Source organism: Pseudomonas sp. LBUM1643 (genome assembly GCF_059716215.1).
This window is the reverse complement of record NZ_CP166813.1, coordinates 2,443,835-2,468,935: the sequence shown is the minus strand read 5'-3', so window position 1 is coordinate 2,468,935 and position 25,101 is coordinate 2,443,835. Positions and strand designations below refer to the sequence as shown.

22 protein-coding genes and 1 pseudogene are annotated in these 25,101 nt (G+C 59.0%); 8 read left to right on the top strand and 15 right to left on the bottom strand.

Annotated features, from left to right (window positions below; all coding sequences use genetic code 11):
* Positions 1-167 precede the first annotated feature (167 nt).
* Positions 168-767, bottom strand: a complete 600-nt coding sequence (locus tag ACA063_RS11115; protein ID WP_497665883.1) for a histidine phosphatase family protein — start codon at positions 765-767, stop codon at positions 168-170.
* A gap of 235 nt (positions 768-1,002) precedes the next feature.
* Between ACA063_RS11115 and ACA063_RS11110 the strand changes: the two genes are divergently transcribed.
* Entirely contained in the window at positions 1,003-1,521 is a 519-nt protein-coding gene (locus ACA063_RS11110; protein ID WP_497665882.1) for a phage infection protein, read from the top strand.
* Between the two features lie 153 nt (positions 1,522-1,674).
* Positions 1,675-2,247, top strand: coding sequence for a chorismate mutase (locus ACA063_RS11105; protein WP_497665881.1), 573 nt, complete (start codon positions 1,675-1,677; stop codon positions 2,245-2,247).
* A gap of 231 nt (positions 2,248-2,478) precedes the next feature.
* On the opposite strand, the gene ACA063_RS11100 is transcribed toward ACA063_RS11105, so the two are convergent.
* Positions 2,479-2,862, bottom strand: coding sequence for a c-type cytochrome (locus ACA063_RS11100; RefSeq protein ID WP_497665880.1), 384 nt, complete (start codon positions 2,860-2,862; stop codon positions 2,479-2,481).
* A gap of 121 nt (positions 2,863-2,983) precedes the next feature.
* Positions 2,984-3,790, bottom strand: a complete 807-nt coding sequence (locus tag ACA063_RS11095; protein ID WP_497665879.1) for a methyltransferase domain-containing protein — start codon at positions 3,788-3,790, stop codon at positions 2,984-2,986.
* A gap of 746 nt (positions 3,791-4,536) precedes the next feature.
* Here ACA063_RS11095 and ACA063_RS11090 point away from each other — a divergent pair.
* Positions 4,537-4,917 carry a hypothetical protein gene (locus ACA063_RS11090; RefSeq protein ID WP_497665878.1) on the top strand — a complete coding sequence of 127 codons (381 nt, stop codon included), beginning with the start codon at positions 4,537-4,539 and terminating at the stop codon, positions 4,915-4,917.
* A gap of 5 nt (positions 4,918-4,922) precedes the next feature.
* Here ACA063_RS11090 and ACA063_RS11085 read toward each other — a convergent pair whose 3' ends face one another.
* From ACA063_RS11085 to ACA063_RS11065, 5 genes are all read right to left on the bottom strand, one after another.
* The gene (locus ACA063_RS11085) at positions 4,923-6,350 is read right to left on the bottom strand and encodes a sigma-54-dependent transcriptional regulator (protein WP_497665877.1); all 1,428 of its coding nucleotides are present in this window, start codon (positions 6,348-6,350) and stop codon (positions 4,923-4,925) included.
* Entirely contained in the window at positions 6,319-7,809 is a 1,491-nt protein-coding gene (locus tag ACA063_RS11080) for a sensor histidine kinase (protein WP_497665876.1), read from the bottom strand. Before ACA063_RS11080 ends, ACA063_RS11085 begins: the two co-directional genes overlap by 32 nt.
* Positions 7,810-7,900: 91 nt before the next feature.
* The gene (locus tag ACA063_RS11075; protein ID WP_497665875.1) at positions 7,901-8,929 is read right to left on the bottom strand and encodes an SCO family protein; all 1,029 of its coding nucleotides are present in this window, start codon (positions 8,927-8,929) and stop codon (positions 7,901-7,903) included.
* Positions 8,926-11,733: a multicopper oxidase domain-containing protein gene (locus tag ACA063_RS11070; RefSeq protein WP_497665874.1), complete on the bottom strand. Its 2,808-nt coding sequence runs from the start codon at positions 11,731-11,733 to the stop codon at positions 8,926-8,928. The genes ACA063_RS11075 and ACA063_RS11070 overlap by 4 nt, the downstream gene beginning before the upstream one ends.
* Positions 11,734-11,918: 185 nt before the next feature.
* A complete protein-coding gene (locus ACA063_RS11065; protein WP_497665873.1) occupies positions 11,919-13,367 on the bottom strand; it encodes a sensor histidine kinase in 1,449 nt (482 codons plus the stop codon).
* Positions 13,368-13,649: 282 nt separating this feature from the next.
* Between ACA063_RS11065 and ACA063_RS11060 the strand changes: the two genes are divergently transcribed.
* The 4 genes from ACA063_RS11060 to ACA063_RS11045 are packed head-to-tail and all read left to right on the top strand — an operon-like array spanning position 13,650 to position 19,276.
* Positions 13,650-14,996, top strand: coding sequence for a hypothetical protein (locus ACA063_RS11060; RefSeq protein WP_497665872.1), 1,347 nt, complete (start codon positions 13,650-13,652; stop codon positions 14,994-14,996).
* A gap of 35 nt (positions 14,997-15,031) precedes the next feature.
* Positions 15,032-17,278, top strand: a complete 2,247-nt coding sequence (locus ACA063_RS11055) for an Ig-like domain-containing protein (RefSeq protein ID WP_497665871.1) — start codon at positions 15,032-15,034, stop codon at positions 17,276-17,278.
* Positions 17,279-17,338: 60 nt separating this feature from the next.
* Positions 17,339-17,800, top strand: a complete 462-nt coding sequence (locus tag ACA063_RS11050) for a curlin (protein ID WP_497665870.1) — start codon at positions 17,339-17,341, stop codon at positions 17,798-17,800.
* A gap of 27 nt (positions 17,801-17,827) precedes the next feature.
* Positions 17,828-19,276, top strand: coding sequence for a curlin (locus ACA063_RS11045; protein ID WP_497665869.1), 1,449 nt, complete (start codon positions 17,828-17,830; stop codon positions 19,274-19,276).
* A 148-nt stretch (positions 19,277-19,424) separates the two neighbouring features.
* On the opposite strand, the gene ACA063_RS11040 is transcribed toward ACA063_RS11045, so the two are convergent.
* On the bottom strand, positions 19,425-20,513 hold the full coding sequence (locus ACA063_RS11040; RefSeq protein ID WP_497665868.1) for an RHS repeat-associated core domain-containing protein: 1,089 nt from the start codon (positions 20,511-20,513) through the stop codon (positions 19,425-19,427).
* Between the two features lie 137 nt (positions 20,514-20,650).
* Between ACA063_RS11040 and ACA063_RS11035 the strand changes: the two are divergent.
* Positions 20,651-20,869 (top strand): annotated as a pseudogene (locus ACA063_RS11035) (curlin); the annotation flags it as partial.
* A 223-nt stretch (positions 20,870-21,092) separates the two neighbouring features.
* Here the strand turns inward: ACA063_RS11035 and ACA063_RS11030 are convergent.
* The 6 genes from ACA063_RS11030 to ACA063_RS11005 form a co-directional block, all read right to left on the bottom strand.
* Positions 21,093-21,422, bottom strand: coding sequence for a DUF6124 family protein (locus ACA063_RS11030; RefSeq protein WP_497665867.1), 330 nt, complete (start codon positions 21,420-21,422; stop codon positions 21,093-21,095).
* 1,086 nt (positions 21,423-22,508) lie between these two features.
* A complete protein-coding gene (locus ACA063_RS11025) occupies positions 22,509-23,375 on the bottom strand; it encodes a CsgG/HfaB family protein (protein WP_162440970.1) in 867 nt (288 codons plus the stop codon).
* Between the two features lie 31 nt (positions 23,376-23,406).
* Positions 23,407-23,826 (bottom strand): curli assembly protein CsgF, encoded by a 420-nt coding sequence (locus ACA063_RS11020; protein ID WP_497665866.1) that lies wholly within the window; start codon positions 23,824-23,826, stop codon positions 23,407-23,409.
* Complete coding sequence (gene csgE, locus ACA063_RS11015; protein ID WP_497665865.1) at positions 23,823-24,215, bottom strand: curli production assembly/transport protein CsgE; 393 nt, start codon at positions 24,213-24,215, stop codon at positions 23,823-23,825. Before csgE ends, ACA063_RS11020 begins: the two co-directional genes overlap by 4 nt.
* A complete protein-coding gene (locus tag ACA063_RS11010; RefSeq protein ID WP_497665864.1) occupies positions 24,212-24,751 on the bottom strand; it encodes a type II secretion system protein in 540 nt (179 codons plus the stop codon). The genes csgE and ACA063_RS11010 overlap by 4 nt, the downstream gene beginning before the upstream one ends.
* Positions 24,726-25,100: a type II secretion system protein gene (locus ACA063_RS11005; RefSeq protein WP_162440974.1), complete on the bottom strand. Its 375-nt coding sequence runs from the start codon at positions 25,098-25,100 to the stop codon at positions 24,726-24,728. The genes ACA063_RS11010 and ACA063_RS11005 overlap by 26 nt, the downstream gene beginning before the upstream one ends.
* Position 25,101 lies beyond the last annotated feature (1 nt).

Sequence of the window (25,101 nt, the reverse complement as noted above, 5' to 3'; positions counted from 1 at the left end):
GTCTCGACTGCGAGGTGGTGGGTTCTGAAGGATAGCCTCTGGGCTGGGGGCAATGGAAACTAACGCAGTGGAGGGCCATGCCAGTCGGCTAGGCCACAGAAAATCCGGCGCAGGATTTATACCTCGGCTGACTGGCATTACTTCGAGGAGAGGCTCCGTTTTTCGGCTCAGGAAACAGGCATCGAGCTTTTCAGGCGATCAACGGTAGCCGACGGGGTTTGGAAGTTTTCCAGCACCAGCACGCTTCCGTTCGACAGCTGCCACTCGAAGAAATCCGAAAAATCCTCTTTCTCCAATGCCCGAATGACCTTCGCCACGAAGCCATGGGCGACCAGCACGACGGTTTCTGTGGAATGCCGGGCGGCCAGTTCAATGAGGCCGTCTCTGACGCGACTCACGACTTCGGCAATCGACTCACCCCCCGTCGGTGCGGCATCCCACTGACGGGTGATGTTCTGCGACCACAGTTGCGGGTACTGGTCTCGGGCTTCGGTCTGGGTCAGTCCTTCGAAAACCCCAACGTTGCGTTCCGCGAAGCAGTCCATGGTCTGCAGTGGGATGTTCAGGCCTGCGCTCAGTATTTCGGCTGTTTGTTGGGCCCTGAGACGGGGGGACACGACGATGGCATCGAGGGTGCCGGGCAATTGTGTCGTGAGTGCATGGGCTTGTTGCCGGCCCCGTTCGGTGAGTGGTGCATCGAGTGTGCCGAGGTAGCGCTTCTCGATGTTAGCCAGGGTTTCTCCGTGGCGTATGACGTGTAAATGCATGAAATCCATCTCGGGTTGTCAGGGGTGGATGATATCAACTGAAAGCTGGGTGGTAGCTGTAACAGATCAAAAGATCGCAGCCTCGTTCCACTCGACAGCTCCTACAGGGTTGTGAGCAGTTCGGATCACCATTGCTGACGTCGATAGTCACCATCATTCCAATGAAGTTCTCATAAAAATTCCGGGGCGTAACATCGCATCCATACCAACCAATAACACCCCGGAGCACACAATCATGAAACGCCAGACCCTCCTCAGCATCGCTTTTTCGGTTTTCGCAGTTAACGCTTTTGCCGCCACGTCAACTCAGCCGGTTGTCGCTGAAGGTGGTTCGGATCGCCTGATTGAAAGCCGTGTGGCTGAAGGTGGTTCGGATCGTCTGATCGAACGCCGTGTGGCTGAAGGTGGTTCGGATCGTCTGATCGAGCGCCGTGTGGCTGAAGGTGGTTCGGATCGTCTGATCGAGCGCCGCGTCGCTGAAGGCGGTTCGGATCGTTTGATCGAGCGCCGCGTTGCTGAAGGTGGTTCGGATCGTCTGATCGAGCGCCGTGTGGCTGAAGGTGGTTCGGATCGTTTGATCGAACGCCGCGTTGCTGAAGGTGGTTCGGATCGTCTGATCGAACGCCGCGTTGCCGAAGGTGGTTCGGATCGTCTGATCGAGCGCCGTGTGGCTGAAGGTGGTTCGGATCGTTTGATCGAGCGCCGTGTGGCCGAAGGTGGCTCGGATCGTCTGATCGAAAGCCGCGCCGTATGATGTACCGCTCTACGTCAACACTCACCGAGAAGCCCGGCCTTATCAGCCGGGCTTTTTTGTGGGTGAAACATTCAATCGCCACTTAATGCCGCGGCCGCACCTGTGATACATAACTGTTAAGTCGTAAATTCCGCGCTTAAGAGGTTTTTGCCAATGCTCCTCTGCCCTTCCTTTTCAAAGCTTTTAACCGGTGTCGTTGCCGGTTTTTTTGTGTGTGCTGCCCACGCCAATACGCTTCCTCCAGCACCTGCCAGTCTGCAACCGCTGCTGGTGACGATGAACGAGCGGCTGAACCTCGCTGACCTCGTCGCGTTGAGCAAATGGGACACTCACCAGCCGACTCAGGACAGTACGCGGGAAGCGCAGGTCATTGCCAACGCCAGAAAGCAGGCGATTGATCGCAAGCTGGACCCGGATGAAGTCGCTGAGCTGATTGCCGCGCAGATTGAAGCCAGCAAGCTGGTTCAGTACGGGTTGCTTGCCCACTGGCAAGCGGCCGGCAAAGCGCCTGATACGCCAAGGCCCGACCTTGCCAAACAGATCAGGCCCCAACTGGATGAGTTGCAAAAAAGACTAATGCAGCACTACGCGGCCTTCGCGCCTTATCGCAAAGACCCGAATTGCGCAGACTGGCTGGCAACGGCTCGGTCGGGGCTGATCAAGGATACGTTGCACGGTCAGGCACTCATTCGCGCTACCGGGGATTTGTGTATGACGGATCAGTGATCGGGGTTTGGCATCCATCGTTGAGCAAACGTCATCCGTTTAACCCCATCCCTTTGCTGGCGAACCCCCTGTGGCGAGGGAGTTTACTCCCGCTGGGCTGCGCAGCAGCCCCCTGCTTTACAGGTTAAAGAGTGGGGCCGCTTCGCGACCCAGCGGGAGTAAACTCCCTCGCCACAGAGGGGGGGGGCGTCAGCTGCTCCATAGAATGTGTTTTGACCTTCGCTCGTCAAATCACTTCTCCTGAAACGTCTGCAGGTACGCCAACACATCCTCGACCTTTTCCGGGTCGCTGAGCCCCCAGAAAATCATCCGGGTCCCCGGGACCACTTTCTTGGGGGCCTCGAGGTAAGCGGCGAGTGTCTCGTGGGTCCAGACGATGCCGGCTGATTTCATAGCATCCGAATACTGATAGTCCGTTGTGCTGCCGGACTGGCGTCCGAAGAGGTTGTTGAGCTGCGGACCAAAGGACGCTCGCGCGGACTCGCCGACCTGGTGGCAGCCGCCGCATATCCGGCTGAAGAGTTTCTGCCCTGCTTCAGCATCGCCGGCCGCCTGTGCCTGCGCGGTGATCAGTCCTGCGCCAAGCAGCAGGGCGAGTACAGCGGTGTTCTTCATTTTCACTCCAAAGCAGCCAAACGTGACACTGAACCTGTGGCGAGCAGACGCGCGCCTCGCCACAGGTTACTCATCGCTCGCCGTTTCTGCTAACTGACTTGCTCGCGAAGGCGTCACTCGATCAGCCTTTTATGCCCACCCAGGTAAAGCACAACGGCAACTGGGCCTTCTGCTGCTCATACCGGTCATACAGCTCTTCGCGGTTGGAGTGCGGGTATTCCTTGAAATGACTGATGCGCAACCCGGCATCGAGGGCGCCGCTGAACATGGCGCCCAGTGTGTGCACGAACCAGTACGACGCAGGTGCCTGCTGTTCGACCTTGCCTTCGTAGACGATGGGTTGGGTTTGCACGAAGGGTTCGCTGCGAAAATACGAACTGTCCGGGCGGTACGGATCGTTTGCTTCGGGGTCGAACATTTCCAGGAACGGATGGGTTTCGTAGATCACCAATGCGCCACCGGGTTTGAGGATCTGCGCGACGTGGCGGAAGAATTCAGCGATGTCCGGCATCCAGTTCAAAACCCCGATCGTGATCAGCGCCAGGTCGAATTGTTCGTGAAGTTCGGTGGGCAGGTGATGGATGTCGGCTTCGATGAACTTCGCCGAATGGGGTGAACGGACGGCGAGTTCTCGGGCCTGATCGAGAAAGGCGTGCGACTGATCGATGCCGACAACGCTGCGGGCACCCAATGCGAACAGCGAGAGGCTTTCCCGGCCATTGTTGCAGCCCACTTGCACGGCGTCTTTGCCGGCCACGCCGACCTGTTCCAACACCCCGCGCAAGGTGTCGTCGATGCAACTGAAATCGCTGTGCCTGACAGCCTCGAGCAATGCCGGCCATTCAGGGGAATCCTTGTGATGACGGGCAGAGTCGTTCCACGCATCGCGGTTGCTGGCGATGGCTGTTTCTTTGGTCGGCATTTCCATTGCAGGCTCCAGAACTTCGGTCTTGATGAAAGGCCACGAGTGTAGGTGAGCGCTCTGGAAATACCCATTTGGGGTTTGTTGGAATGTTGTAAAGGCGGGCGTCCCCGTTTTCCACTGGAGAACACTCTTCCTGCGTAGGAGCTGTCGAGTGAAACGAGGCTGCGATCTTTTGATCTTTTTTTTAAAGCGCAAGATCAAAAGATCGCAGCCTTCGGCAGCTCCTACAGGGTGATGGCGTTAGATTTGAGACGGAGACCATCCCTAACACAAAACCCTGTAGGAGCTGTCGAGTGAAACGAGGCTGCGATCTTTTGATCTTGTTTTTAAAGCGCAAGATCAAAAGATCGCAGCCTTCGGCAGCTCCTACAGGGTGATGGCGTTAGGTTTGAGACGGAGACCATCCCTAACACAAAACCCTGTAGGAGCTGTCGAGTGAAACGAGGCTGCGATCTTTTGATCTTGTTTTTAAAGCGCAAGATAAAAGATCGCAGCCTTCGGCAGCTCCTACAGGGTGATGGCGTTAGATTTGAGACGGAGACCATCCCTAACACAAAACCCTGTAGGAGCTGTCGAGTGAAACGAGGCTGCGATCTTTTGATCTTGTTTTTAAAGCGCAAGATCAAAAGATCGCAGCCTTCGGCAGCTCCTACAGGGGAACGCGTGCGCTGACAGTCAGGGTAGCTGCCCACCAGCTATAGTTAATGACCTTGGGGAAACGCAGCAAAACCGGTTACGCAGGTGCAGCCATGAAAACAGCCAAACTGACGTTTACGTTAGCGTTCTGCCTCATCACCGCCCAGGGCGTTCAGGCCGATGACAGTCTGATGCAAACCGACACTTCCAATAGTGAGCTCCAGTACTACGGCGCGGACCAGCCATTCGCTCACCCCTCCCCGCCGTCTCTGAGCACGATACCGCCGGGGGCATACATCCCGGCGTCACCGCAAACCTTCATCCCGATTTCCAGCCAGCACACGTTCTCCGACTCGCGCCTGCCGACGATCGCTGACGCCACCGTTCGCGTGTTCATCCGTTCCTACGACCCGGAACGCGGCGTCTACGTGAACGAAGAAGTCCAGGACCCCACCTGCTTGCTCGCCTGCCGCAGCCGGGGGCCGTCGTTGTGACCTGACTACCATTGGCGCTTGTCCGGGCGCGAGAGGCCAAGTTTTTCGATCCGGTAGCGCAGCATGTCACGGCTCAGGCCCAGGAGGCGTGCGGACTTGGTCACGTTCCAGTCGGTCTTGTCGAGCATCTTGCGCACCATGTCGCGCTCCACTTCCGGCAGGTTCATTGACTCGGTGCCGTTGTAGGCCGGACGCGGCTCGAAGTGTTGCGGCTCCTGCAACACGGGCGGCTCGTCCACCAGGCTCAGGCACACGTTCAGTTGATGCGCGGCAATGGTGTCGCTCTGGGCCAGCAGCACGGTCTGCTCGAGCATGTTGCGCAATTCGCGCACGTTACCCGGCCAGCTGTAGCTCAGCAGCAGCTCTTCGGCATGGTCGCTGAAATGCAGGTTCGGTTTGCCATAGCGTTTACCGTGGGCGGCCAGGAAGTGCCGGGCCAGCAACAGGATGTCTTCGCCACGGGCATACAGACGCGGCACCTTGATCGAGATGATCCGCAGCCGAAAAAACAGGTCGCGACGAAACTTGCCCTGCTGGACCATCTGTTCAAGGTTGCAATTGGTGGCGCTGATCACCCGCAGGTCGACCTTGCGCTCCTTGACCGAACCAACCCGGCGGATGGTCCGGTCTTCCAGCAGCTTGAGCAGCTTGGCCTGCAGCAGCAGGTCCATCTCGCCCACTTCATCGAGAAACAAGGTCCCGCCATCGGCGGCTTCCACCAGCCCGACGCGACGGTCCTTGGCGTCGGTGAACGCGCCCTTCTCATGGCCGAACAGTTCGGACTCCACGAGGTTGGACGGAATCGACGCGCAGTTGAACTCAATGAACGGCCCTTTGCTGCGCGGCCCGTCGAAATGCAGTGCCCGCGCCACCAGTTCTTTACCGGTGCCGGTCTCGCCTTCCACCAACACGGGCGGCAGGTCGGTATTGGCCATGCGCCGCTCGGCGTCGAGCAATTGCGCGATGGTGCCTTTGAGGTATTGCATGGGTGCCGAATCGCCGATCAAGGCCTGCACGCCGGACTTCTGCGCTTCGCGTTCTTGATAAAACGACAGCGTACGTTCCATGCGGTCAGTCGCCAGGGCCTTGTCCAGCAGCAACTTGAGCTCCGGCAGGGCCACCGGTTTGGTGACGTAATGGAACGCCCCTTCTTTCATCGCCACCACGGCGTCTTCGACGTTGCCGTAGCCGGTCATCATGATCACTTTCAGGTCCGGCGCGCTGACGCGCAGCTTCTGGATCAGGTCGTGACCGCTCATGCCCGGCAAGGAGTTGTCGGTCAGCACCACGTCCGGCGTGAACGTGCGCAGTTGCTCCAGTGCATCTTCCGCCGAGTGGCAGACCGTCACCTCGAAGTCCTTGCGCTCCAGGTAGGTCTGAATATTCTCGGCGAGAAGTTCGTCATCCTCGACCAGCAGTATGCTGTGATCCATATTCCCCTCCCGTTGCTACTTTAAAGTTGAGACAGACGCGAGTTCCTTCCTGCTCTCGACTGGTCAGTTCGACCGAGCCTTCGAAACGCTCCATTATTCTTTTGACCAACGCCAGGCCCACCCCCAACCCCCCTTGTTTGGTGGTGAAGAACGGCTTGAAGACCATTTGTTGCTGCTGCGCGGTCATGCCTTTGCCGGTATCGCTCAATGTCATGCTCAGGTACCCGGCCTGGGATGCATCGAATTCGATGGTCAACACGCCCCCCTTGGGCATGGCTTCCAGGGCATTGGCAAACAGGCTATTGAGAATTTGCGTGAGCAGCACGCGCTGGCTGACGATCGGTTCGACCGCCAGCGGCGTGAAGCGCACTTCGACATTAGAACGCTTGATCAGCGGGTCAAAGGCGCTCAGCGTATCGTCGAGGGCGAGCATCAGGTCGACGGCTTCCGAGTCATCATTGGCCGGTCGCAAGGACACCAGCAGCTCGCGCACCCAGCGGGACATACGATCAACCTGACTGATGATGTCGCCAATGTTTTTTTGTGCACTCTGGCTGGCAATTTCCTGGGCCAGTTCGGCACTGGAGCGGATGTTTGCCAGCGGGTTGCGCAAACTGTGAGCCACCGCCGATGACATCTCGCCCAAGGCGACGAAGGTTTCATTGGCGATCAATTGGGTTTGCTGGCTCTGCAGCAACCTGGCAGCCCGCCGCACGATCCAGAACAACCCCAGATAGATCACCGCGCCGCCCACTGCGGTCGCCAGCCAGATCAGCTTGAAGCCGCGCTGGATACGCGCCACCAGGTCCACCGGTTCCTTGTAGATTTCCACCATGGCCATGACTTTGCTTTTGTCGGCATTGAACATCGGAATGTAGTTTTCGATGAACAGGTACTGGGGCTCGCGCAACAGTCGCTGTTCAGGACGTTCGTCATCGACTTCGTGGTAACTGGTGGAGACGGCCTCCTTCATTTCAAAGGATTCGTCGAGTTCTTCGTCGTCTTCGATACGCACACCGATCAACTGAGGGTTGGTCGACCACACCACCGTGCGATCGAGGGCATACACGTTGGCCAGCAGAATGTCCGGCAGACGCTCCACGTGGTCGAGAAACTCGATACGCGCATTCGCCCGGGTCTCGGGGTCGACGTCGGGATAAGCATGGTCATCTCGCGGGTCGAGCATTTCGCCCATGGTCCGGTTGGGGTTGATCGACGCGTGACGGATTTCCGCCGCACCAATGGCCTGGATGAATTGCGCAGTCAGCATGGAGTCACGTTCGATACTCTCCTGGACCACGAAACGCGTGGAAATGAAACCCAATCCCAACGCCACACCCGTGATGATCAAAAAACTGCCGACGGAAAACCAGCGCAGCAGATTGAACTGGACGGGCCAGCCTTTACGCGCTGCGGCCGGTTCCGGCGCAGGTAGTTTTTGTTGTTCTGATCTCGGCATGGGCGTATTCCGCTTTGCTTCTACAGCGGTATTTCCAATCAGTGTAGGTGGCATTAATCGCCACCGACGCTCCAATGATAGTATTTCGCCGCTATTGTGTTTGAGCGGCCAGTGTTTGCTGGCGCTCTGTCTCTTCCTGCAAGAAATCGATGATGGACTGCGCCGATTTTTCATCCATTCGCAGGTTGGGCATCGGGATCTTTTCGAAGCGTTCGAACAGCTCTATGGCGATCGGGTCCTTTTCCGCCAGCATGCGGTCTGGCTCGCGAATCCAGCGATTCAGCCAGGCTGGATCGCGCTGACGGGTCACACCAATCAGGTCCGGCCCGATGCTGCGCATGCCGATGCCCTGCCCGTCTTGCGGGCCGAGGCTATGACACGAGGCGCAGCGGGTCCGGAACAGCTCTTCACCGTTACTCGGCGGGCGGATCTCGGGCGCATCGGCGTAGCTTTCTTCGATGCTGGGTTGCTTCCAGTTCTGCAAGGTGTTGGCCAGTTGGTCCGCCAGAATCCATGGATTCTCAAAGGGTGAGGCCTTCATCCAGCGACCGGTTTCCTGGTTACCCACGATCAGGCTCAGGTTGTGGTCTTTGCTGCGGCCGTTGTCGACGCCTTCGATGAACAGACCGAGCTTGTGCCGCAGCTCGGTGACATCGGCGAATTCCCCGGTGAGAAATTGCCAGCCCGGCCCGACCTTGAACCGCTGTGCGTAGGCCTTGAGCACTTCAGGCGTATCGCTCAAGGGATCGATGCTGATGGAGTAGAAAAAGATGTCCTTGCCGACCCGGTCACCCAGCAACGTTTGCACCTGACGCAGGCGCGCGGTTTCCAGCGGGCAGGAATCGCTGCACGAGGTGAAGATGAAATTGATCACCACCACCTTGCCCTTGATCAGGTCATCGAAAAAACGCACCTGCCGACCGTCCTGATCGGTCAGCAGGGTGTTGGGGAAATAGTCGCCGCCCCAGGGTGTCGCCGCCGCGGTCGGCGGTGATGCCACCTCGTGAGCCACCAGCACCTGACTGCCCAGCAGGCAGGTGACCAGCAGCAGCACAAGGTGCATGCCCAGGGCGCGGGAGCGCGGCGTGTGCAATGTCCTGTCGGCTCCCCGGCGGTTCATTTTTTCACCGTCACTTGAGGCCCGAAGCCATCGCCGGTACGGAAGGTAGGCAGCGCGGCCGAGTTGACATAGCGCACGCCGTCCCAGCTGGGCAGAGGTGTTGGCATCAACTGGAATTGCCCCGGCTTCTCGATGTCCCAGCGCAGCAGCATGGAGTTGTCTTCATGCTGGGTGTTGTGACAGTGCTCCATGTACGTCCCGGCGAATTCGCGGAAGTTGATCGCGAATTCAACGCTGTCCAGGCCGTCGCTTTCCGAGCCGATGCGGTACACATCCTTGCGAGCCCATTTTTCCCATTCCGGTGGCGCCTTGCCGCCACGACTGAGGATGATGCCTTCCTCGAAGTGCACGTGTACCGGGTGGCTCCAGCCCTTGCCGCCGGCTTTGATATTCCACACCTCCAGAGTACCGAAACCATTCACCCCGGCGTCGGTGGGACCGCTGGCCAACTGGATAGACGTGTTCAAGCGACGTGGGTCCATATGGAAGCCAAAACCGCCGTCGGTCTTGACGGTCCACGGCGCCGAATCGGTGCCATCGGAGCGCCCGTAAGTGAAGGTGCGGTGACGGGCCTGGGCCAGCAGCACTTTATCGGCTGCGTTGTCGCGGTGGATTTTCAGCGGGATCATAACCATGCCTTCAGCCTTGCCCGGTTTGGCCGGTTCATAGGCCGCCGGGTCCATGGCCAGGTCCTGGCCGGTGTAGGCCTTGACGTTGAGCTGCATGACCTTGCCCACGCCCGGATCACCCTTGTCCCATTGCGGCCCTTTGCTGCTTTGCTTGATCACCGCCAGGTATTTTTCCGAGAGCACATCCGCCAGCTCGATCGGTTCTTTCGGCCCCTTGCCGTCGTCGTGGGCCAGCAGGTTGACCACGAACACCTTGTCGCCTGGCTTGATACCGTTTTTCGCGAAGTTGACGATGATATCGAAGCGTTCGGCGATGCCTTGGGTCGGCAGAATCGCAAAGTGATTCTTTTTATCGCCGTCCGCGTCCAGGTCCATGGTGCCGTCGAACGGCACGCTGTGCTCCATGATGTTGCCGTCGTTGGCAATCATGTGGAACGGCACGCGAGCGTAGGAAACCCCGGAGTTCTTCGGCCCCTGGAACTCACCGCTGGAGCCCTTGATCTCGCGCACGATGGCGAACTTGAAGTAGCGCGACACCGAGCCATTGAGGATGCGGAACCGGTAACTGCGAGCACGCACATCAAGGGTCGGTTTCCACTGCCAGTTAACCAGCATCTGGTCACCGAGGAAGCCGTCGGTGTTGAAGGGGTTGAACCACAGTTGACCGCTCTGATCCCACGCCTTGTCGGCGAACACCAGGTTGACGTCATAGTCGCGGTTGCCCCATGGCAAGGCGCTGCCGCTGGGGAAACGCAGGTTGACGCCGTCGTTGACCGACTCGTTGCCGCGATCCAGGGCGCTGTAGTAATTCATCATTGCCGCGTTGCCCTTGTAGACGTTCTGCGCGGTGAAATCGAGCATGTGGTCGTGGAACCAGTGGGTGCTCATGGTTTCGCGCCAGTCGCCACGAATCTTGATCGTGCCGTTCTCGCACGTCTTGCGGCTCGGGCTGAGGTCGTTGGTCCACAGGGTTTCGCCCGGCGCGCAAGGGAACGCCGCACGCGGATCGTGGGCGTCGGTGTTGATGCTGTCATAACCGGCCAACTGGATCGGCCAGCGATAGTCGTAGTACTGGCCGGGGAAGAAAAACGCGTTGGCATAACCGTCGCTTTCCGCCGGTGCGTGACCGTTGTGTTCGTGGGTACTGATGGTGTGCAGGCCAAAGCCCATGTTCGCTGCCGGGTCGATCGGCAGGCCGTTGTAGTGGCGCATCAGCACGGGCTGTCCGTAACGCACCATCAACAATTTGGGTGGCAGGGTGCCGTCGAAGGTCCACACCGAATTGTGATTCTGCACCGGCATGTTCGGATGGAAACGCGCATCGACGCCCTTGGCTGTGCCATCGGTTGCCGGTACGCCAGCGACGTTGTGGTAGAGGCCGCCAGGGCCGAACTCACCCAGTGCATAGCCGTGCATCTGACGACTGTCACGCAAGCCGCCATTGACGCGCGCGCCAGTCTGCACGGTCTTGTAGGCCGATTGCGGGTAAAACTCGTTCCAGCGCTGATGGGACCAGCCCTTTCCTGGTGGACGGCCCTCGGCAGACGAGCCGATGTGCCGGTTGAGGAAATATTCGATCTGCGCCTGCCACGGGTTGCGGTCCACCACGTTGGAGAACTGGCTCGGGAAAGGTGTCAGCCCCGGTTGGCGCAAGAAGGCATCAAGTGCCGCGCTCGGTGGCGCACTGCGCGCCGCATTGGTGGGGTCTTGCTGTGGCGCCGGACCGATGGCCGCCGGTGGAAATGGCAACGGCGCCGCCGGTGTAGTGGGGTCGAGTTTTTCCGGGCCGAACTCTTCGAACAGCACCAGCTGTTGCGTGAACGGCTGCGCGCCAAACAATGGGCTCGGCTTGCCGTTGGTGGGGTAGTTGAAACTGGTCTGCACCGCTGGCGGCAGGATGTTTTCCTTGCGCGTGGTGGCTCGGCTGCCTTTGACGCCATCGGGCAGGTCGAAGGAATCTTCGTTGGCCTCGGGCATGGTCAGGATGGCGTTCAAGGCGCCCGCCTTGTCCTCGGGTTCATCGTAGTAAGCCGAAGGATCCGTGGGTTCGGGCTGTCGTTCATCATCGATTGGGCTGGCGCGCAATGACGCCGAGCCCAGGGTGACTGTGAGGACGACGCTCAGAGGCGCCATCAGACCGAACCATTTGAAGGGGTGCCGCGCTTTTATGTCCATCACCAGCCGCCTCGAAGTCATGAAGGGGGTGCTGGTGGTTTTGCAAAGAGCTCGCCATATTTGTAACAAATTTATACAAAAGTATTAATACTTAACAAAACAATGGCTTAACAACATCAATGTGCCATGACTGAAAAAACGACTGGGGAATGACACCCGCTACCGGGGAAGGTTCACACCCGTTTTCAGGGGGTAAGTTTGAACGACAGACGAACGCAGGTGCCCTCGCCTTCGCGACTTTCCAGCCTCACGGAGCCACCGAACCGCTCCATGATCCGCTTGACCAATACCAGGCCAACGCCCAGCCCGCCTTGTTTGGTGGTGAAGAATGGACGGAACGCCATCTTGCGTTGCTCCGCCGTCATGCCCTTGCCGTTGTCGCTCACCACCACGCTCACCGCTTGAGCGTCGGTCGACTCCAGCCGGACACTCAGCGTGCCGCCCTTGTCCATGGCTTCCAGTGCGTTGGACAGCACACTGTTGAGGATCTGGGACAACTGCACCTGCTGGCTGAGCACCATGGGGGTCGTCGCGGGCGCGAACTCAACCTGGATCGAGGCCTTGGCGATCTGGTGCTCGAACGCCATCAGGCTGTCGTGCAACGCCGCAACCAGGTTCACTGGCTCCGCTTCGTCATTGAGCGGACGCAAGGATTGCAGCAACTCCCTCACCCATTTCGACATCCGGTCCACCTGACCGATGATGTCATTGATGTTCTTGCGCGCTGCGCCAGCGTCGAACTCCAGGGCCAGTTCAGCACTGGACCGGATGGTCGCCAGCGGATTGCGCAAACTGTGGGCCACCGCCGAAGACATTTCACCCAGGGCGACAAAGGTTTCGTTGGTGATCAATTGCTTCTGCTGCGCCGCCAGCAAAATCGCCGCACGCCGCACGATCCAGTACAGCCCCAGGTAAATCAGGCCACCGCCCAACGCGGTGGCCAGCCAGATCAGCAGCAGTCCGCGCTCCATGCGATCGATCAGGTCCTTGGGTTCCTTGTAGATCTCTACCATCGCCGTGACCTTGTCACCGTCGGCATCGAACAGCGGAATGTAGTTTTCAATAAAGATGTATTCCGGTGGCGTGACGAACTTCTGCTCCATGCGCGATTTGTCGACATCGTGATAGCTGGCCGACACCGGAATCCTCGATTTGAACGCTTCTTCCAGATCCTCATCGGCGTGAATCGTGGTGCCCATCAATGCCGGGTTGGTCGACCAGATCACTGTGCGGTCAGGCGCATAAATGTTGGCTAGGATCACGTCCGGCAAATGCTCGATGTGGTCCAGAAACTCACCGCGAGCCGCCGCGCGTGCCAGCGGATCGACGTCGGGAAAATGCTTGTCCTGGCGCGGGTCGAGCAACTCGCCCATGGTTCGTACGTGAGGGATCGAGACGTGACGTACTTCGGCCGACGCGATCGCCTGAATGAACTGCGAGGTCAGCAACGCATCACGCTGCACGCTCTCGGTAATCACGAACCGCGTCGAAACCGCCCCCAACGCCACTGCCACCGTGCCGATCACCGCCAGGCTGATCAGCGAAAACCAGCGCAGCAGATTGAACGGCTGCTTTCGCGTGCTCAAACGGACATCGCCCTGCTCGGACTGGAGCGTTTGTGTTGGCATATTCATTGACGATGTTCCCGACGATTTCCCCTATAGGGTTATAGCCCACTCGCTGATGTTTGCCCGATTCCGGGTGTTGCTTATTCCCCATTCCCCGCCGCCCCCATCTACCCCCAACTGTGGGGGCAGGGGCCCGTCGGGTTTTTCCGCAAAAAGCCGTCCGTGTGCCAGCGCAAGCCTTTACGCCGGGCCTGTGCGGGCGATTTTTGTGTGTTGGTATGGAAGTTGCCAAAACCCCTCTTAACTGGCCCATCCCCCAGGGGCAGGTCTCCGATAGAGGGAATACTCATGCACCCTTTACTGTCCAAAACGGCGGCCGTCCTGGTCGTCAGTGCTCTAGCTCAAGGTGTCGCTCAGGCGGCGCTGTTTGCGGTCGATCCCGGCCCCTATCTACCCGCCAACGGCTCTTTTGCCGCCTGGTATCAGGACACCCATGGACGCACCGTGGACCTGTGCCTGTCCAAGGCCGTCAGCTCGCGAGCCCCCGGTGCTCCCGGCGCTCCGTCCTACATGTGCACGTTGCTGCCGACGCCGGGCGTGTTCGACGACGCGCAGCCAATCGTCTTCCCCACCAACTTTCCTGACGAAGCGTTCTGGTTTACCGCCGACGCGGCCATCGTCGACGCGGCACGGGGGGTTGACCTGTCATTCGGTACGGCCATCGAAGCCGCCTTCGCCGCCGAAGAACCGATCGAGGGTGACCAGGTCAGCTTTGCCCGCGTTCGCATTCGCGTCGACGTGCCCACGGCCGGTACCTACGTGATCACGCACCCCTATGGCGTCGATGTGTTCAACATCGACACCCCCGGGCGGCGCGCAATCAACATGACCCGGGACATTGGCATCGGTGTGCCGAAAACCTACGACGGCGCACTCAGGGGCGATGTCGGGCCGTTCCTGCGCAGCGTCAACGGCCCCTACACCGAGACTAACCCCCTGACCGGTGCGGCCGAGCAATTCATTGGCGATCCGAACCTCGAAGAAGCCGTGACCGGCAGCCCCTTCAACACCAACTTCGTACGCATCGAAGGACCCAACGGCCTGGACCTGCGCACCACGCTGTTTTCCATCTCAGGCAAGTTGTCGACCGTGGCCCGCCCTACCCCGTTGATTACCCAGCGCAGCACCTACTCGCGCAAGGCCGGTGAAAGTGCGCCGGTGGCCCAGCAGGATGTTTTCGTGATGGCACCGCCACCACCGGCCTCCGTCACTCTGACCAGCAGCACCCCCGTGCTGAACCTGAGCGAAGCCGACACCACCGGCAACTGGTACGCGCAATCGTCGGTGAACCCGACCTTGCCGACCTTCCTGCAAGTGACTGCCGACAACCATGTGGCAATTCCCACCAGCACGCCGACCACTTTGTCCATGGCGTTGACCGACCTGGTGGTGATCCAGCGCGCCGAGTACAGCCTGAGTTCCGGGCAACTGACCCTTGTGGCCTCCACCAGCGATGAAACCTCGCCGCCGGTGCTCACGGCAACCTCGGGCAGTGGAATCGCCATCGGCGCCCTTAGTGGCGAAGGCGCGGTTAAAACCCTCGCCACCGGTATCTCGCCAATTCCACCGTCCCGGGTTCGTGTGACGTCATCCAATGGCGGCAGCGACACCGAAGAAGTGGTCATCGTGCAATGAACGCCCACATGCCCAGATCCTCATCAGGAGGCATCATGAACAATTGGCCACGCCTGGCGCTCAACGCCCTGGGACTGACTCTATCGCTGTCCGGCAGCGCGTTCGCTCAACTCGCCGCCGTCGACCCGGGTCCTTATACCTTTGCCACGGGGAAATTCCCCATGTGGTATCAGGACAGCAATCAACTGAAGATGGAACTGTGCCAGTCCCGGGCGACAAGCTCGCGGGTGCCGGCCACCAATCCACCGTCCTATATGTGTCTGCTGGGGGCCGAACCGGGCGTCTATGACGACACCCAGCCGATGGTTTTCCCCGACAACTGGCCGGGCGAAGCGTTCTGGTTCACCGCAGAAGCCGCGATCCCGCAAGTCGGCAACAGCGGGTATGAACTGGAAGTCTACGTTGCCGCAGTCGAGGCGGCATTTGGCGCTGAAACCCCCGCCGATGGCGACCAGGTTTCCTTCGCGCGGATTCGCATCCGCGTCACGGTGCCGACCGCCGGCGTCTATACAATCACTCACCCGTACGGGGTGGAAACCATCAACGTCACGACCACCGGCAGGCGCGCGATCAACATGACCCGCGACATCGGCATCGGTGCGCCGGGCAATTTCAGCGGCGTGCTCAATGGCGACATCGGGCCGTTTCTGCGCAGCGTCAATGGCCCCTACACCGAGGTCAACCCGGACACCGGGGCCGTCGATACTTTCGTCGGCGATCCGAACCTCACCGAGCAGGTGACCGGCAGTCCTAACAACACCAACTTCATACGCATCCAGGGCCCGGCCGGGACCATCCAGACCAACCTGTTCACCGTGACCGGCAAAGTGCTCGACGACCGCGCGCAAACGCCGGTGGAAATAGACCGTGCCACCTACCATCGCGCGTCTTCGGGCCCCGGCAGCAACACCCGGGTGGAAGTCTTTGGCAAATCGGGCAACAGCGCGAACCTGTGCTTCCGCGAATCCGTCGCCCTGGTTCCCGGCCCGCCGCTTTCACCGTGCCTGGTCAACATGACCGGCGACAACGGCCTGTTCTTTGGTCATCGGCAGCTCACGGGCAACGTACCGTCGGTGGTGGTGGTCACGGCCACCAATCCGACGGGGACTACCCGGCCGACTGCGGTGTCGAAGAAGCTCACCGACGTGGTGAAAATCCAGACCGCTCGCTACAGCTGGAGTAATCACAGCCTGCTGATCGAAGCGACCTCGTCTGACGAAGTCGCGGTGCCGGATATGGTCGCCCAGGGCTACGGACGCCTGTCGAAATCCGGCACTCTGCAAAAAATCACCATTGCCGACCTGTCCCAGCCACCCGCTACCGTGACGGTGAAATCCGCTGCGGGCGGCAGTGACACCGAGCCGGTCGTGGTCGTTGGCAGCGCCCCCAACGTCGGGGAAAACCAGCCACCGCTGGCCGTCGCCGATACCGGCAGCACCAGCTTCGGCGTGCCGATCACCCTCAACCTGTTGACCAACGACAGTGATCCCGACGGCAACACGCCGCTGAGCATCACAGCGCTGACCCAACCGGCTGCGGGCCAAGGCACTGTGGCATTGAGCGGCGCGGCTGCGGTGATCTACACCCCGCCTGCGGTGGTCAACGCCCCGCTGACCACCACCTTCACCTACAAGGCGCAAGACATCAAAGGCCTGGCCTCGACCGCTGCGGCGACCGTGACCATTACCGTGGCGCCTAACCAGGCACCGGTGGCCGTCAACGATGCCATTGCAACCTTGGGCGTGGCGGTACCGATCAGCGTGCTGGCCAACGACACCGATCCGGAAGGCAACGTGCCGTTAGCGGTGAACAGTTTCACTCAACCGGCGGCAGGTCGCGGCACCGTCAGCAGCAACGGTACGGTGCTCACCTACACCCCACCGGCCACTGTGACGACGGCTTTCACCACGACCTTCACCTACATCGCCCGGGACAGCTTCGGCGCCCTGTCGACAGCCCCGGCGACGGTCACCGTGCAAGTCTCGCCACGGCCTGCTGCGGAAAACTTCGCAGTGACTGCGGCCACGGTGTCGGCACGCTCCAATAACCGCTTCACCTGGGACTTCACCGGCACCTCGTCGGTGATCACTGGCAACACCATCACCGTGCAGGTCAGCACCCCGACGGGCCCGGTCACCCTGGGCACGACCACGGTGCCGGTGACCGGTCGCTGGAGGCTGACGGTGAGCAACAGCACAACGGTGATTCCGTCGGCGAACCCGACCGCCACCATCACCTCGTCCCAAGGCACCGTACGCACGGTGAACGTAACGGCGAACTGAGCCCTCGCCCCATCAACTCCACGGGTTGATGGGGCGGGTCTCTTCAAACAGGACAACGCCATGAAGACTTCGACCGCCGCCCTGCTCTGCCTGCTCCTGCTTTGCAGCAGTGCGGGTGTGCGCGCCGACGATTTGATGGAAAACGACGACCTGGCACCCGGTGCCGACCTCGGCGAATTGCCGCCGCCCATCGGGCAGCAAGCGCTGATCAACCAGAACGGACAGGCCAACGTTGCACTGGTCAACCAGAACGGCCAGTCGCTGCTCGGCAACATCGTCCAGTCGGGAAGTAATCAGGAGGCTTTCATCCTCCAGCAAGGCAACGACCTGATGGCATTGATCAACCAGCAAGGTTCGGGCAACAACGCCGAGATCACCCAGACCGGCAGCCACAACCGCGCGCAGATATCCCAAAACGGCAAAAACAACGACGCCTCCATCGACCAGGCCGGCACGGGGCTTTCCAGCGCCGTTTCCCAGTCCGGCAATGGCATGAGCGTTTCGGTCAAACAATATCGCTAAAGCACTGCACTACCTGGAGGTTTCATCATGTTCAAACTGACGCCCCTCACCGCCGCCATCCTGGTCATTGTCAGTGCCCAGGCCATGGCTGACGACAGTGTCTCGACCCAGAGACAATTCGGTGATGCCAACATCGCCAATGTAAAACAAAGCGTGGCGCCCTTCGCCACCGCCACCCAGCAGCAGTTCGGCCAGGGCAACGACGCGATGGCGCTGCAGGATACTTCCACCAGCACTATCGACCAGAACCAGACCGGCGACTACAACGCCGGCTACGCCGAGCAACTGTTCGAGGACGGCAGCACCATCGTCCAGCAGCAAGTCGGTGCGCTCAACACCGCCCATGCCAGCCAGTCCATCGGCCTGACCGGCAACCAGGCCGTGCAACAACAGCAAGGCAGCGGCAACTTCTCGTTCCTGTACCAAGACAGCCAGCAAGGCTCGTCAGGGTTCACCTTCCAGTTCGGTGACAGCAACGAAGCCAACATCGAACAAATGGAACTGGGGGACGCCAACACCGCCACGGTCACTCAATACGGCACCGCCAACTACGGCACCGCCGAGCAGGTAGGTCACTCGGGCGGCCAGATCGCGATCAACCAGACCGGCACCAACAACTATGCCTATGGCGATCAGCGCAGCGGCGTCGGTGGCACCGTGACCATCAACCAGTTCGGCGACATGAACGGCAGCGAAGTCTGGCAGTTCGGCCAGGCCGCCAGCCAGGTCCTCGTCAATCAATATGGCGGGGCCAACGAAGCCATCGTCGATCAGAGCTTCGGCTCGAACAACGTTGCCCAGGTCCTGCAAGTCGGCGACCTCAACGCCATCTACGCCGACCAGTTCGAATCCATCGGCTCGACCCTGGCGCTGTACCAACAGGGCACCAGCAACGTGCACTTCACCTACCAGAGCGGCGACAGCCACGTGCTCAATGCCACCTCGGTGGGCAGCGACAACAAGGTCTACGCCAGCAACTGGAAAGGCCCACAAACCGGTGGCCAGTTCGGCACCAACCAACGCGCGACCGTCACCCAGTCCGGCAACGGCAACGTGGCTAACTTCACCCAGGACGGCGTCGGCCAGATTATGACCACCCATCAGTCCGGTTCCGGCAACAAAACCACGGTCAGCCAGGCCGATTCCTACAACGAGCTGTACTTCGATCAGAACGGCAGCGACAACATCCTCATCGCCGACCAGCGCGGTACGACCAACCTTGTTCAGGGCTCTTCCAATGGCTCGGGCAACAGCAGCGAGTTCGATCAGTCCGGCACCGGTAACCAGGCGTTCACCAATCAGATGTATGGCAGTGACAACCAGATCACGGTTAAACAGGCCGACAGCATGAACGTGGCGTATGTGACCCAGGGCGGGACGGGGAACGTGGCTAATGTGGATCAGAGTGGGGTGAACCAGATGGCGACGGTGCAGCAGTTTGGGGCGGCTAACCAGGCGACTGTTTTGCAGCAGTGATTGGGCAGGCGTAAAAAAACCGCGGCCTTGGGGTCGCGGTTTTTTTTGATGTTGCGGTTCTTTAGGAGCGGAACGGCTATAAGCCATTCCCCAAAATAGTACGATCAATATTTCGGTGCCTGGCAGATAGCAACCTGCGAACTTATGATTACGGTGTCTCCCTAAGAGAAAGCGCAGATCCTTCCAATGCACTTAGCAATACATCTGCTTGCTCGATGTTCAATGCCCGTACAACGCGTCCATCTCCCTCACTCATTGCGACGCGCTTGTGAATCCCAGACTTAAGACCTCTCCGGATTTTGTCATGGTGTAGTGTCAGACTTTTCGGCCCTTGGATTGTATTATCCAATTTTTTAAAAGCAGAAGAGCCGATACCTTGTATTGCGTAACTCACTTCAACGATTTTTCCTTCCGCACTTTCACGAATAGAATTAAACCTCCCCCTAGTGCTAGGAACTTTATCCCCAGCCGACTTTGCCCGGCTTATAAGACTCTTCAAATTCGATTCTGAAGCCAACACTGAGTGTTTATTTAACTGATGCGAGGTCTTTGCCAAATTATCCATATCCGATTGATCAAGAAACTTAGAGATTTTCGAAAATGAATCGTAATCGAGACCTTCAAGCGAGTTTATCGGCTGAACATTTTTCACTTTAGGGATAAACGAATTAGGGGTTATTCGGGGGATTTTGGGAATTGTAATCACGTGCCCCGTTGGATCCACAAAGTTCACTGGATCGCCTATACAGTACACATACGAATTCAAGCCGCCTTTTCCAAACGGGCTTAAACTATCTGGACTATTAAATCGCATCAACACCGAATTAAACGCCCGATAGCCGTTACCCAATAAATAATGCCTTGTCACTGGATCAGGTCGTTCGCCAGTAAAGCCCAACAAACTGCTCAAGCCGCTTTCGAAACGACGATGACCATAGGGTGAGTAGGCGATGGTTTGTGGCGTATGGTTTTTATCAAGCGTATGCAGCACCGAGCGCTGCTGATCGGTTGCCAGTAGCGTGTTATCAACTACATCACCCTCACGCTGTTGTTGTGCCAATAGCTGGCCACCGTGTTGGACTATGGAATGTTGCATGGCACCCTGAATCTCGGTAGCCAGTCGGTTTTTGCAATAAAAGCGCTGAAGCGTGGGAGTATCCGGCAGGGTGTGGTTGATCAGACGATCCAGCGGATCGTAACGATAGCGGCAGAGCAATGCGGGTTGCTGATTAGACATTGGGGCGCTCCGAGCTTTCAAGGTCTGGGCGTTTGAGTATCTGCTGGATGGCCACGGGCGGGAACTAGTAGAACTGCTAGGTTTCAGAGGTGGCTCTAAATTGGAGAAAGGCAATTTTGTGAGTGATTCACGACGGCGAGTTTGACCAATCAGGCACCGGAAACCAGGCGTATACCTCGTAGCTGTATGGCAGTGATAACCAGATCACGGTTAAACAGGCCGACAGCATGAACGTGGCGTATGTGACCCAGGGCGGGACGGGGAGCATTGCCAATGTGGATCAGAGTGGGGTGAATCAGATGGCGACGGTGCAGCAGTTTGGGGCGGCTAACCAGGCGACTGTTTTGCAGCAGTGATTTAGGGGCGTAAAAAAACCGCGACCCTGAAGTCGCGGTTTTTTTTGATTCACACGGTCCTGTAGGAGCTGTCGAGTGAAACGAGGCTGCGATCTTTTGATCTGCTTTGAAAGATCAAAAGATCGCAGCCTCGTTTCACTCGACAGCTCCTACAGTTGATTGGGGTGATTTCAGGGACTGCATCGGCAGTCAGGTGGGTTCACTACCACAGGGAGGTGAGCCTTCAGGCTATGGGGTCGAGGTTGTCCAGGGCCTGGTTTACGGCCAGGTCGGCCAGCATGATGATCTGCTGGATACCCAGCAACATGCTGCGCTGTGGACCTTCCAGGAAGGTGGCGAAATCGCTGGCCATGATGCTTGCCGATGCCAGGGATTCGCAGGCGTTTGCCAGCAGGCTTTCGGTGTCCATGTCCGCGACGATTGCGTACATTTTGCTGGGGTTATGGGGGGTGGTTTTTTTTAGGATTTCGGCTTTGAGGTGGAGGCTGGATTCGGGGTTGGGGGTGGTGTTTTCGCTATTTGATTTGGGGGGTTTGGGGGTTGGTTTTGGCATGGAAAGTCTCCTATGAAAACTTGAACCACCATGACCTATCGCTGAACAGGTAAGGGTGGCAGCTGTACGCAGGTTAGCGATCCGGGACACAGGAAGCCCAGGTAGACACGAAGGTCTCCTACGCACAGCCGCCATGACAAATAGCGCAGACACTAAAAGCTGCACTTCAGACTGGGGCGTTGTGGCGCCTACGTAAAACCCGGATCGCTAAACCCGATCGCTGAATTGGCAGCGACCCGGAAACGATAGAGAACTGAGCCAAGGCGCACAAGCCGGCGGATTCTGGCGTAGTTGTAGGCAGTGACGCAAGACGATGTAGTTTCAATCCTGGTCCTACAGCCCCGTCTGACATCATAGATATTTGCTCCTACAACTATGTCTGACTCTCCTGATCCCTGTGGCGAGGGAGTTCACTCCCGCTGGGCTGCGTAGCGGCCCCAAAAACTGTATTCCGGGTGTATCAGACAAACCCGGTTGGCTGGTAGTGGGACTGCTGCGCAGTCCAGCGGGAGTGAACTCCCTCGCCACAGGGGTTCGCGTGGCAGCAGGAACATGTTTATTGCCTGTCCTGCCGTCATCGCGAGCAGGCTCACTCCCACAGTTTGACCGGGTACATCCGTGGAAATCAGGTTGGCTGTCAGACCGTCATCGCTGGCAAGCCAGCTCCCACAGTGGGTTAAGTACATCCGTATGGATCGGGTCGACAATCAGACCGCCATCGCGAGCAAGCTTTGTTCCTACAGGAGTTCAAGAGCAAACGAGCCAAGCTGCTTCGCTTCTCACCACTCAACAGGCCGAGCGTTAGCTCGCCTGCAAGCTTTTGATCTTGATCTGGCTTTTGATCCACCCGCCCCGGAGCGAGGTGCTGTACGCTTGGGGCGAGCCTTTTTTTGCTTACTTTTTTTGGCGTTTGAAAAAAAAGTGAGTCGCCGTCAGGCGAAACCCTAAGTGGCCGTTACCGCAGCAACGGATATGTACACCCGCAAAAAAATGGTCGGCTGTCAGGCCGCCATCGCTGGCAGGCCAGCTCCCACAGGAATCGGGGTACATCCGCAAAAGACAGGGCGACCCGAAGGCCGCCTCGGCTCACTCATCCTCACCCTCCGGCGCTACCCGGTTCTGCGACAAATACCGATCCAGCGTCTCATTCTGCGGCGGCACCGAATTATCCCCCACCACCTGCCACATCTTGCGTTCAATCCCCTGCGCCAGCAAATGCCCAACCGCCGCCTCGATCGCCGACAACACACACAACTGCGCCGGCTCGTTCGTGGTGTAACCCACCTCCGCCTCAAGCAACTTCTTGAACTCGATAAACTTGAACACACCGGCACTGCGCGCCACCGAGTAAATGGTCTTGCTGGTCATCACATTCGCCAGCACCTGCCCACTGCGCACATCCACCGCCCGCAAATTCACCGTCACCTGATCCACCCGATACTCCCGGGAAATGTCGATACCCAGATAACGCGCCCCTTCCCCGCCGCTGCGCACGTTGGTGTCGTAAGCAATGATCCCGCCCTCCAGCATCATGTTCGCCGCTTGCAGCGGTGGCAGTTCAGCCTGAATGTTCACCGGTGTATTCGGTTTTTTCTGTGAAGCGCGAATGATCTTGCGCTCGGTCAGCAGGTTCTGCAGCCCTTCACGCTCCAGCACCACGAACCAGCCACTGGCCTGCATCGCATCCATCAGCATGCTCGCCGCACCCTGGGTCACGCTGGTCGAGAACGAGCTGGCCGGCGTCGGCTTGTACTGCCCGGTCTGATCACGGAACCCATATACCACCGCCATCAACCGACCCTTGGGCCGTGGCATGTTCAGCAAGTCGTAATACGTCGACGCCCTGGGGGTCAGGGTCGGGGTTTCGGTGTCCTGCTCAGCCGACATCGGCTCACGCAGACTGCACCCCTGTAAGGCCGCCAACAGCATCCCTAGCACGATTATTTTTTTCATGTCCGTCACTCCCCATCGACCCGCAGCTCCTTCAAGGAGCCAGGCCATTCACCTGGATTTCCGAAACTTCACCGGTCGCTCGGTCGGTCACTTCGATAGTCAGTGCGCCAGAGTCGTCGACAACGTTGACGATAAATGCGTCGGTGGACAGGCTCCCCGTATTGCCAGTGGAGATGTTGTCCAGCAACTGCCCCAGCAGCCGCGATTGCAACTGGCTGCTGAAGCGTTCAAGGGCCGAAGTCCCGGCGATCGAGGTGCGATCTTTCAGGTCGGGATCGTCGTAGTCGTTCTGCGCCTGGGCATTGTTCAGCAGCCAGGTGCCGTTCAGCGGGTTGCCGCCAAACGAGGGGTTGATCGGCGTGTAGACCAACTCGGTCGCCTGGACCAGGCCGCCACTTCCAAGGCAGAGCAACCACATGGCGGTGCGCTGCGAAAACGTCTTCGTCTTCATAATTCGTCCCTCTCAAGGTCCGTGGTGTCTTGCAACAAGGCTTCCAGCTTGCGCTGGACAATCTGTCCGCGAACCCAGTCGGCGGCGTTGTACGCGTCGTCCTTGAGGTCCACGGTGTTGGGCGGCAGGAACCGCCGATAAACCAGGCGCTGCTGAAACTCCACGGTGACCAGGCTGCCCCAGCGTGCCGAGGGTCGTTCACGTACCACCAGGTTGAAATCCATCGGGCTGGTGGCGCGCAGGCGCTCACTGAACGAGTAGTAAAATTCGTGGCCAATGTGCGAAATCGTGTCGTCGACGATGAAGCCCAGCATTTCATCCTCTTCCCCGGCCTGGGCAAAAGGCATCACCAGCACCAGGCTCAAGGCGGCCAGCCATGAGCGGTTCATGGCTGCAGCCCCTGAGGCTGCGCGGATTGGCCTTTGACCGGTCCGTTGGTGCCTTCGAGGAAGGCTTTCTCGGCCACGAACTGCCAGTCCTTGTAGCTCGCCATGCCGTTGAAATCCGCCCACTGACTGGGGAAATCCACCTGCTTGAGCGGCTTCTCCGTAGACGGGCTGTTGATGCCGGTGATGCGCCCGTCAAAACCCCGTTGCAGGTTCCATTCGCCGCCACCGATCGGGTCCGGGTACAGCTGGCGGATATGGTGTTTAGGCGTCGGAAAACGCTGGTCTTGCAACAGGTCTTCAAGCTCTTTGGGGTACTGGGCCAGGCCTGGCGAACTGCGGTAATAGCTGCGCAATGCCTGGGCGTATTGAGTCCCGACCCACAGCAATTGTTTTTCACGGTCCCGGCGCGACGCGGTCGACCACAGCTCGCCGGCACTGGCCAGGCCCATGCCCATGACCGTGATCAGAAACAGCACACCCAGGTAGGTGAAGCCGTCTTCGCCCGAAGGCCTACCACTCGGAATAAAGGCTGCCATCACGCGCCCTCCCTGTGGCTCCGCTTTTGATATCCGCCACGCCGCCCGCCACTCCGTCGGGTGGTGCGACCATGACCCAGGTGTCCTTGCGTTCGGCAATCGGGTCCATCGGCGGGTTGCGCAGGTAGCGCTGCTCCACCAGTTGATCGATGGAATCGGGGTAGCGCCCGGTGTCGCCGTAGTAGTGATCCAGGGCTTCGCGCATCGACGACAGGCTCTGGCGCAAGGTGGTCTCTTTCGATGTCTCGAGGCTGTTGAAATAGCGCGGCAAGGCAATGGTCATCAGGGTTGCGATGATTGCCATGACCACCATCAATTCCAGCAAGGTAAAACCTTTTTGCCGATGCATA

Excerpts from the sequence above, each read along its gene's own strand:
- ACA063_RS11115 (WP_497665883.1), bottom strand. The coding sequence starts at position 767 with ATGCATTTACACGTCATACGCCACGGAGAAACCCTGGCTAACATCGAG.
- ACA063_RS11110 (WP_497665882.1), top strand. The coding sequence starts at position 1,003 with ATGAAACGCCAGACCCTCCTCAGCATCGCTTTTTCGGTTTTCGCAGTT.
- ACA063_RS11105 (WP_497665881.1), top strand. The coding sequence starts at position 1,675 with ATGCTCCTCTGCCCTTCCTTTTCAAAGCTTTTAACCGGTGTCGTTGCC.
- ACA063_RS11100 (WP_497665880.1), bottom strand. The coding sequence starts at position 2,862 with ATGAAGAACACCGCTGTACTCGCCCTGCTGCTTGGCGCAGGACTGATC.
- ACA063_RS11095 (WP_497665879.1), bottom strand. The coding sequence starts at position 3,790 with ATGGAAATGCCGACCAAAGAAACAGCCATCGCCAGCAACCGCGATGCG.
- ACA063_RS11090 (WP_497665878.1), top strand. The coding sequence starts at position 4,537 with ATGAAAACAGCCAAACTGACGTTTACGTTAGCGTTCTGCCTCATCACC.
- ACA063_RS11085 (WP_497665877.1), bottom strand. The coding sequence starts at position 6,350 with ATGGATCACAGCATACTGCTGGTCGAGGATGACGAACTTCTCGCCGAG.
- ACA063_RS11080 (WP_497665876.1), bottom strand. The coding sequence starts at position 7,809 with ATGCCGAGATCAGAACAACAAAAACTACCTGCGCCGGAACCGGCCGCA.
- ACA063_RS11075 (WP_497665875.1), bottom strand. The coding sequence starts at position 8,929 with ATGAACCGCCGGGGAGCCGACAGGACATTGCACACGCCGCGCTCCCGC.
- ACA063_RS11070 (WP_497665874.1), bottom strand. The coding sequence starts at position 11,733 with ATGGACATAAAAGCGCGGCACCCCTTCAAATGGTTCGGTCTGATGGCG.
- ACA063_RS11065 (WP_497665873.1), bottom strand. The coding sequence starts at position 13,367 with ATGAATATGCCAACACAAACGCTCCAGTCCGAGCAGGGCGATGTCCGT.
- ACA063_RS11060 (WP_497665872.1), top strand. The coding sequence starts at position 13,650 with ATGCACCCTTTACTGTCCAAAACGGCGGCCGTCCTGGTCGTCAGTGCT.
- ACA063_RS11055 (WP_497665871.1), top strand. The coding sequence starts at position 15,032 with ATGAACAATTGGCCACGCCTGGCGCTCAACGCCCTGGGACTGACTCTA.
- ACA063_RS11050 (WP_497665870.1), top strand. The coding sequence starts at position 17,339 with ATGAAGACTTCGACCGCCGCCCTGCTCTGCCTGCTCCTGCTTTGCAGC.
- ACA063_RS11045 (WP_497665869.1), top strand. The coding sequence starts at position 17,828 with ATGTTCAAACTGACGCCCCTCACCGCCGCCATCCTGGTCATTGTCAGT.
- ACA063_RS11040 (WP_497665868.1), bottom strand. The coding sequence starts at position 20,513 with ATGTCTAATCAGCAACCCGCATTGCTCTGCCGCTATCGTTACGATCCG.
- ACA063_RS11030 (WP_497665867.1), bottom strand. The coding sequence starts at position 21,422 with ATGCCAAAACCAACCCCCAAACCCCCCAAATCAAATAGCGAAAACACC.
- ACA063_RS11025 (WP_162440970.1), bottom strand. The coding sequence starts at position 23,375 with ATGAAAAAAATAATCGTGCTAGGGATGCTGTTGGCGGCCTTACAGGGG.
- ACA063_RS11020 (WP_497665866.1), bottom strand. The coding sequence starts at position 23,826 with ATGAAGACGAAGACGTTTTCGCAGCGCACCGCCATGTGGTTGCTCTGC.
- csgE (WP_497665865.1), bottom strand. The coding sequence starts at position 24,215 with ATGAACCGCTCATGGCTGGCCGCCTTGAGCCTGGTGCTGGTGATGCCT.
- ACA063_RS11010 (WP_497665864.1), bottom strand. The coding sequence starts at position 24,751 with ATGGCAGCCTTTATTCCGAGTGGTAGGCCTTCGGGCGAAGACGGCTTC.
- ACA063_RS11005 (WP_162440974.1), bottom strand. The coding sequence starts at position 25,100 with ATGCATCGGCAAAAAGGTTTTACCTTGCTGGAATTGATGGTGGTCATG.